General features: G+C 63.5%; 6 protein-coding genes. 4 read left to right on the plus strand and 2 right to left on the minus strand.

The genetic code is table 11. The annotated features are described in order from the left end of the window. Positions 1-6: 6 nt before the first annotated feature. Together AC0L2A_RS32645 and AC0L2A_RS32650 are read right to left on the minus strand one after the other, a co-directional pair. Positions 7-1,587, minus strand: a complete 1,581-nt coding sequence (locus AC0L2A_RS32645; RefSeq protein ID WP_473612318.1) for a 5-guanidino-2-oxopentanoate decarboxylase — start codon at positions 1,585-1,587, stop codon at positions 7-9. After that, entirely contained in the window at positions 1,584-2,432 is an 849-nt protein-coding gene (locus AC0L2A_RS32650) for a dimethylarginine dimethylaminohydrolase family protein (protein WP_473612322.1), read from the minus strand. The genes AC0L2A_RS32645 and AC0L2A_RS32650 overlap by 4 nt, the downstream gene beginning before the upstream one ends. A 218-nt stretch (positions 2,433-2,650) precedes the next feature. On the opposite strand from AC0L2A_RS32650, the gene AC0L2A_RS32655 reads away from it, so the two are divergent. The 4 genes from AC0L2A_RS32655 to AC0L2A_RS32670 all read left to right on the plus strand — a co-directional run bounded on the left by AC0L2A_RS32655 (position 2,651) and on the right by AC0L2A_RS32670 (position 5,991). Next, on the plus strand, positions 2,651-3,463 hold the full coding sequence (locus AC0L2A_RS32655) for an ABC transporter ATP-binding protein (protein ID WP_036261459.1): 813 nt from the start codon (positions 2,651-2,653) through the stop codon (positions 3,461-3,463). 47 nt (positions 3,464-3,510) lie between these two features. Then, positions 3,511-4,305: a transporter substrate-binding domain-containing protein gene (locus tag AC0L2A_RS32660; protein WP_128188052.1), complete on the plus strand. Its 795-nt coding sequence runs from the start codon at positions 3,511-3,513 to the stop codon at positions 4,303-4,305. A gap of 154 nt (positions 4,306-4,459) precedes the next feature. Beyond that, positions 4,460-5,182 (plus strand): ABC transporter permease, encoded by a 723-nt coding sequence (locus AC0L2A_RS32665; RefSeq protein ID WP_473612319.1) that lies wholly within the window; start codon positions 4,460-4,462, stop codon positions 5,180-5,182. After that, positions 5,182-5,991, plus strand: coding sequence for an ABC transporter permease (locus AC0L2A_RS32670; RefSeq protein ID WP_473612320.1), 810 nt, complete (start codon positions 5,182-5,184; stop codon positions 5,989-5,991). The genes AC0L2A_RS32665 and AC0L2A_RS32670 overlap by 1 nt, the downstream gene beginning before the upstream one ends. Positions 5,992-6,021 lie beyond the last annotated feature (30 nt).

A 6,021-nucleotide genomic window follows, 5' to 3' on the forward strand; every position in this document is an offset into this window, starting at 1 on the left:
CAGCACTCAATCGATGGTGATCTCGATGACATACGGCAGTCCGGTCGCCCGCGCGCGCTTGAGTGCGTCTGCCAGATGACCGATGTCGGCGAGCCGCTCGGCGGCAATGCCGTAGGCCTCAGCCAGCTTGCAGAAATCAGGCGGCGCCGGCGAGACGCCGACCGGCTCGACGCCGACATCGAGCATCGAGGTTTCGATTTCGCGATAGCCGAGATTGTTCCAGACGACGAAGATCACCGGCGCCGCAGCGTCGAGCGCGGCGCCCAGTTCCGGCAGCGTGAACTGGAAACCGCCGTCGCCGGTGAGACAAACGACCGGCGCATCAGGCACGGCAAGGGCTGCGCCGATCGCCGCCGGCGGACCATAGCCCAGCGCGCCGAAGCCGGTGGCGGCGTTGAACCAGCCGCCCGGACGGTCGTGATCGTAATAGAGGTTGGCGGCATAGACCGGCTGGGTCGAATCGCCGACGATGATCGAACCCGGCAATGCATCGCGGATCATCTCGACGGCGCGGGTTTGCGCCTGGAGGGCCGGGGCCATTTCGGCAAAGGCTGCTTGCCTTGTCGCAGCGGCGCGAGACTGGCCGTCGCCCGATGGCGGCTGGTCCGTACCAATCTCGACAAGCAGCGCCTCGAGTGCTGCGCCGCAATCGGCATGGATCGAAATCCGGGCGGGCCGGCGGGCAAGCTGGTCGGCGCCGATGTCGATGCGGATCAGATTGGACGGCAGGACAAAGCCACCGTCGCCATATCCGTCGTAGTCGGTCGGGCCGAATTCGGTGCCGGCGGCAATGACCAGATCGGCCTCGGCCATCAATGCACGCACCGCCTTCAGACTGGGGCTGGCCGGCACGCCGAGCGGATGGCGGTGCAGCAGGCCGCGGGCATTGGCCGTCTGGACAACCGGCGCTCCCAGCCTTTCGGCAAGGCGCTGCAACGGCGCTTCGGCTCTCTTGGCACCGCCGCCGGCAAGGACCAGCGGGCGGCGGGCAGCCGCGCAAAGTTTTGCCGCCTCTGCTATATCAGCCGGATTCGGCTCGGGCGGCGCGACATTCGTCAGCAAAGCGGCGATGCCGCCGGCCGGCTTGACCATGATATCGGTCGGGATCTCGATGTGCACCGGGCCCGGACGCGACGACGAAAACAGGGCGAAGGCGCGGGCAAGAACGCCCGGCAGTTCTTCGGCGTCGGTGACACGGTGCGAAAACAGCGCGACCTTTTCCATCATGCCGCGCTGGTCGGGCAGTTCGTGCAGATGGCCAAGGCCTTTGCCCAGTGTCGGCGTGGCGTTGACGCCCGAGATCACCAGCATCGGAACCGAATCGGCACGGGCCTGGCCCATGGCGGTGATGGTGTTGGTCAGCCCCGGTCCGGTGATGACGAAGGCGATGCCGGGCCTGCCGCCGGCGCGCGCATAGCCGTCGGCCATGAACCCGGCGCCCTGTTCATGACGCGGGGTGACGTGGCGAATCTTCGAGCGCGCCAAGCCGCGATAGAGTTCGACCGTATGCACACCCGGAATGCCGAAGACCGTATCGACATCATGGGCTTCGAGCAAAGTGATGAGCGCTTCGCCGACTGTCGTCATTGCCTGAGCACCGGACGTGTGAGGCAGGTCGGTCCGCCCTCGCAGGCGATGCACAGTGCGTCCGCCTCGAAGGTTGAAACCCTGCAGCCGGCGGCCGCCATGGCCGCCGCCGTCTTCGGGAAGCCGGCAACGGCGATCACCTCGCGCGGCGCGGTCGGCAGCACATTGAGGCTGAGGCCGTTGGAGGCGAAGAACTCCCCGGCGTCGCCTTCGACCAGGCGAATGCCTCGCGCCCGCAGCATCTGGTAGAAGGCAGCCGGCAAAAGCGGTGCATAGACCAGCGCCAGATCGTCGGCCAGCGGACTGATCACCGACATCAGATGCAGGCAGTCGTCCTCGCCATGCCAGAGCGGCAGGTCGTAGCCATAGACCTGGATACCCCTGGGGGTGAGCAGGTTGGCGAGTTGCTGGATGCCGTCCTGGTTGGTGCGCACGCCGCGGCCGACGGCCAGGGTCCCTGAATCCACCCAGACGCAATCACCGCCCTCGACCTGTCCGGGAGGCTCGATGCGGCCGAGGATAGGTACGCCCATGCGCTTGTAGGCCGCCTCGTGCAGGCCGGGCTCGGCCCGGCGCAGCGCCTTGCCCATGGCAAGGATGATGGCGCCGTGGTCGGTCATCAACGAAGGATCATGCGTGAAGACCGAATCGGCAAGCCCGTCATCGGCGTCGGTCAGCCATTCGATCGCGGCGCCCGATGCCAGAACCAGCGTCGTCAGCGCCTCATGCTGGGCGGCGGCCTTTTGCGGATCGAAGCCCGCACCATAGTGCCATTCCGATGCTTTGGCGCGGGCCATGGCGCTTGCGGCGGACCGCATCAGCACGCGCTGCAGGGGCCCGGCCATGGACTGCGACCCGTATGCTTTACCCACCAAGTGCTCCTGAACCATCCCATCCAGCCAATAGCCACTCAGCGAGCAGTGATCAATGGTCCAAAAAGCATGGTTGACGGAGGCAAGCGGAACGGTACATCTTGAGAATGAGAAGTCTGTCCAGTGATGGTAATGGGTAAAAAATTCCAGCAGCGACGGGTCCGGCCACTCCGTGAGGCACCGCAAAGGTGATAGCGCAAGGCACCGCCCCCGCCCTGAAGTACACGGCGCAGAATGACGCTGCCGAAGCCATCCATGTCGAGAACCTGCATAAAAGATTCGGCGAACTGCATGTGCTGAAGGGTGTTTCGCTGTCGGCGCGCGACGGCGAGGTCATCGCCATCATCGGCGGCAGCGGCTCGGGCAAATCGACCCTGCTGCGCTGCATCAATTGCCTGGAGAACCCGACCAGCGGGATTGTTCGCGTCAATGGCGAGGAGATCCGGATGAAGGCCGACAGTCACGGCCACACCGTTCCCGCCGACCGCAAGCAGATCGAGCGCATCCGCTCCAAGCTCGGCATGGTTTTCCAGAATTTCAATCTGTGGAGCCACATGACGCTGATCGAGAACGTCATCGAGGTTCCGGTGCATGTTCTGGGCGTCAAGCGCGATGTGGCCATCGCCGAGGCGGAAAAGCTGCTTGCCCGCGTCGGCCTGGCCGAAAAGCGCGATGTCTATCCGGCCTATCTGTCAGGCGGCCAGCAGCAGCGTGCGGCCATCGCCCGGGCGCTGGCCATCAATCCGCGCGTCATGCTGTTCGACGAGCCGACCTCGGCGCTCGACCCGGAACTGATCGGCGAGGTGCTGAAGGTGATCGGCGACCTGGCACGCGAAGGCCGCACCATGGTGCTGGTCACCCATGAGATGAAGTTCGCCCGCGAGGTCGCGACACATGTCGTCTATCTCTACAACGGACTGGTCGAGGAAGAAGGGCCGCCGGAGCAGATTTTCGGCGCGCCGAAATCCGAAAGGCTGAAGCAATTCATCCGCAACATCGGTTAAGCCGAGGCGGATGAAAACGGGAACAACAACAAACTGGGAGTATTGATATGAAGACGGTTCTGAAGACATTTGCCGCAGCGCTTCTGCTCGGCGTCGCCGCGATGGGCATGGCAAAGGCCGAGCCCGTCAAGATCGGCGTCGCTGCCGAACCCTATCCGCCGTTCACCTCGCCGGATGCTTCCGGCAAATGGGTTGGCTGGGAGATCGAATTCATCGACGCCGTCTGCGCCGAGCAGAAACTCGATTGCGTCATCACCCCCGTCGCCTGGGACGGTATCATCCCGGCGCTGACGACCAAGAAGATCGACGTCATCGCCAGTTCGATGACGATCACCGACGAACGCAAGAAGACGATCGATTTCTCCGACAAATATTACAACACCCCGACCGCCATCATCGGTCCAAAGGACCAGAAGTTCGGCGCTACACCGGAAGATCTCAAGGGCAAGATCATCGGCGTCCAGGTTTCGACCGTGCATGCCGACTACGTCAAGAAGCACTTCACCGAAGCAGCGGAAATCAAGGAATACCAGACGCAGGACGAAGCCAATCAGGATCTTGCCGCCGGTCGCCTCGATGCGGTGCAGGCTGATTCCATCGCGCTCGACGCATTCCTGAAATCGGATCAGGGCAAGCAGTGCTGCGACCTGAAGGGCATGGTCGCGCCGGATTTGGCCGTTCTCGGGCCCGGCATCGGCGCTGGTGTCCGCAAGGAAGATACCGAGTTGAAGGAGAAGATCAATGCCGGCATCAAGGCTATCCGGGCCAACGGCAAATATGACGAAATCAGCAAGAAATATTTCGATTTCGACATCTACGGCGACGATCCGCAGGCGAATTGACGGCATCCCTGAGCGAACAACCATGCGGCGCGGACAGCGCGCCGTGTGGCTTCGTCGAAATCCACCCATGCAAGCTTTCCGCTGACGGCATTGCCGACGGTTTTGGCGCCAGCAATTCGGGGCGACGCTGATCGACGCATTTCTTCCGGCCTCTGTGGCCCGCATCATCGAACTGCTTTCGCCGACGCCACCTGGCTGGGGCGGAACGCTTCTGATCGGACTGCTCCACTCTGTCGAGATCGCTGCCGGTGCTTTCGGTCTCGGCCTCGTGATCGGCATTTGCGGTGCGTATGGCAAGCTCTATGGCGGGCCCGTGGTGCGCGATCTGCTGGCAGTCTATACGACGATCGTCCGCGCCGTGCCGGAGCTGGTGCTGATCCTGCTGCTCTATTATGCCGGCACCGATCTGATCAACCAGTTGCTGACGGCAATAGGATATCAGCGCATCGATATCAGCGGGCTGGTGGCCGGCATTGCCGTGCTCGGCTTCGTCCAGGGCGCTTATTCGACAGAAGTGATGCGCGGCGCGATCCTTGCCATTCCGCAGGGACAGATCGAAGCCGCGCGCGCCTATGGCATGTCTCCCGGCCTGCTGCTGCGACGCATCACGCTGCCGGCGATGCTGCCTTTCGCCATACCCGGCCTTGCCAATCTCTGGCTGATCGCCACCAAGGACACCGCCCTGCTGGCGGTCGTCGGCTTCTTCGAACTGACATTGGCGACGCGGCAAGCGGCGGGCGTAACCAAAGCCTATCTTACCTTCTTCCTCGCCGCGGGCGTGATCTATCTTCTGTTGACGCTGGTCTCCAATCTGATCATCGGCCGCATCGAGGTCTGGGCTCGGCGCGGCATGCCCTCGCTCAAGGAGGCGCGTTGATGGCTGTCGAAACAACCATCGTCAACGTAGCCGCCCGCGCGTCGCTGTGGTTGCAGCCGCACCGCATCGTGCTGATTGTGACTGGACTGGCGCTGGTTTTCGCGGCCGCTTTTTTCATGCGCTGGGACTGGCTGCCGCAATATTACGAAATGGCGCTTGTCGGCCTCTGGCGCACGCTCTGGATCCTCGCCGTCACCTGCACACTCGGCTTGCTGCTCGCCGTGCCGCTCGGGCTGGCGCAGGCTGCCGGCCCGTTCTGGCTCGCGGCGCCTGCAAAGGCCTTCTGCACCGTCATCAGGGGAACGCCGCTGCTGCTGCAGCTCTGGCTGCTCTACTATGGGCTCGGCTCGCTGTTTCCACAGTACCCATGGGTACGCGAGTCCTGGATGTGGCCGTATCTCAGGCAAGCATGGCCCTACGGCGTCCTGGCGCTGACCTTGTCCTTCGCCGGTTACGAGGGGGAAGTCATGCGGGGTGCCTTCGCCGGCGTGCCGAAAGGACAGTTGGAAGCGGCGCGCGCCTTCGGCATGAGCCGCTGGAAGATCCTGCGGCGGATCTGGCTGCCACAAGCCTTCTACCGGGCGTTGCCGACGCTGACCGGCGAAACCGTGCTGCAACTGAAATCGACGCCGCTGGTGGCGACCATCAGCGTGATCGACATATTCGCCGTCTCGTCAAAGGTGCGGCAGAGCACTTTCCTCACCTATGAACCCTTGCTGCTCCTGGCGTTGATCTATATGGCGATCACCGGCATCCTGGTCTTCGCCCTCGGCAAGATCGAGGCGCGGATCCCGAACAAGATTGGCTGATAGGGGAGTAGGGGAGTAGGGGAGTAGGGG

The sequence above is a fragment of the Mesorhizobium sp. WSM4844 genome, assembly GCF_055811775.1.

Bases quoted from the DNA above. Each gene is read 5' to 3' on its own strand.
- AC0L2A_RS32645 (WP_473612318.1), bottom strand. From the start codon at position 1,587: ATGACGACAGTCGGCGAAGCGCTCATCACTTTGCTCGAAGCCCATGAT.
- AC0L2A_RS32650 (WP_473612322.1), bottom strand. From the start codon at position 2,432: ATGGCCGGGCCCCTGCAGCGCGTGCTGATGCGGTCCGCCGCAAGCGCC.
- AC0L2A_RS32660 (WP_128188052.1), top strand. From the start codon at position 3,511: ATGAAGACGGTTCTGAAGACATTTGCCGCAGCGCTTCTGCTCGGCGTC.
- AC0L2A_RS32670 (WP_473612320.1), top strand. From the start codon at position 5,182: ATGGCTGTCGAAACAACCATCGTCAACGTAGCCGCCCGCGCGTCGCTG.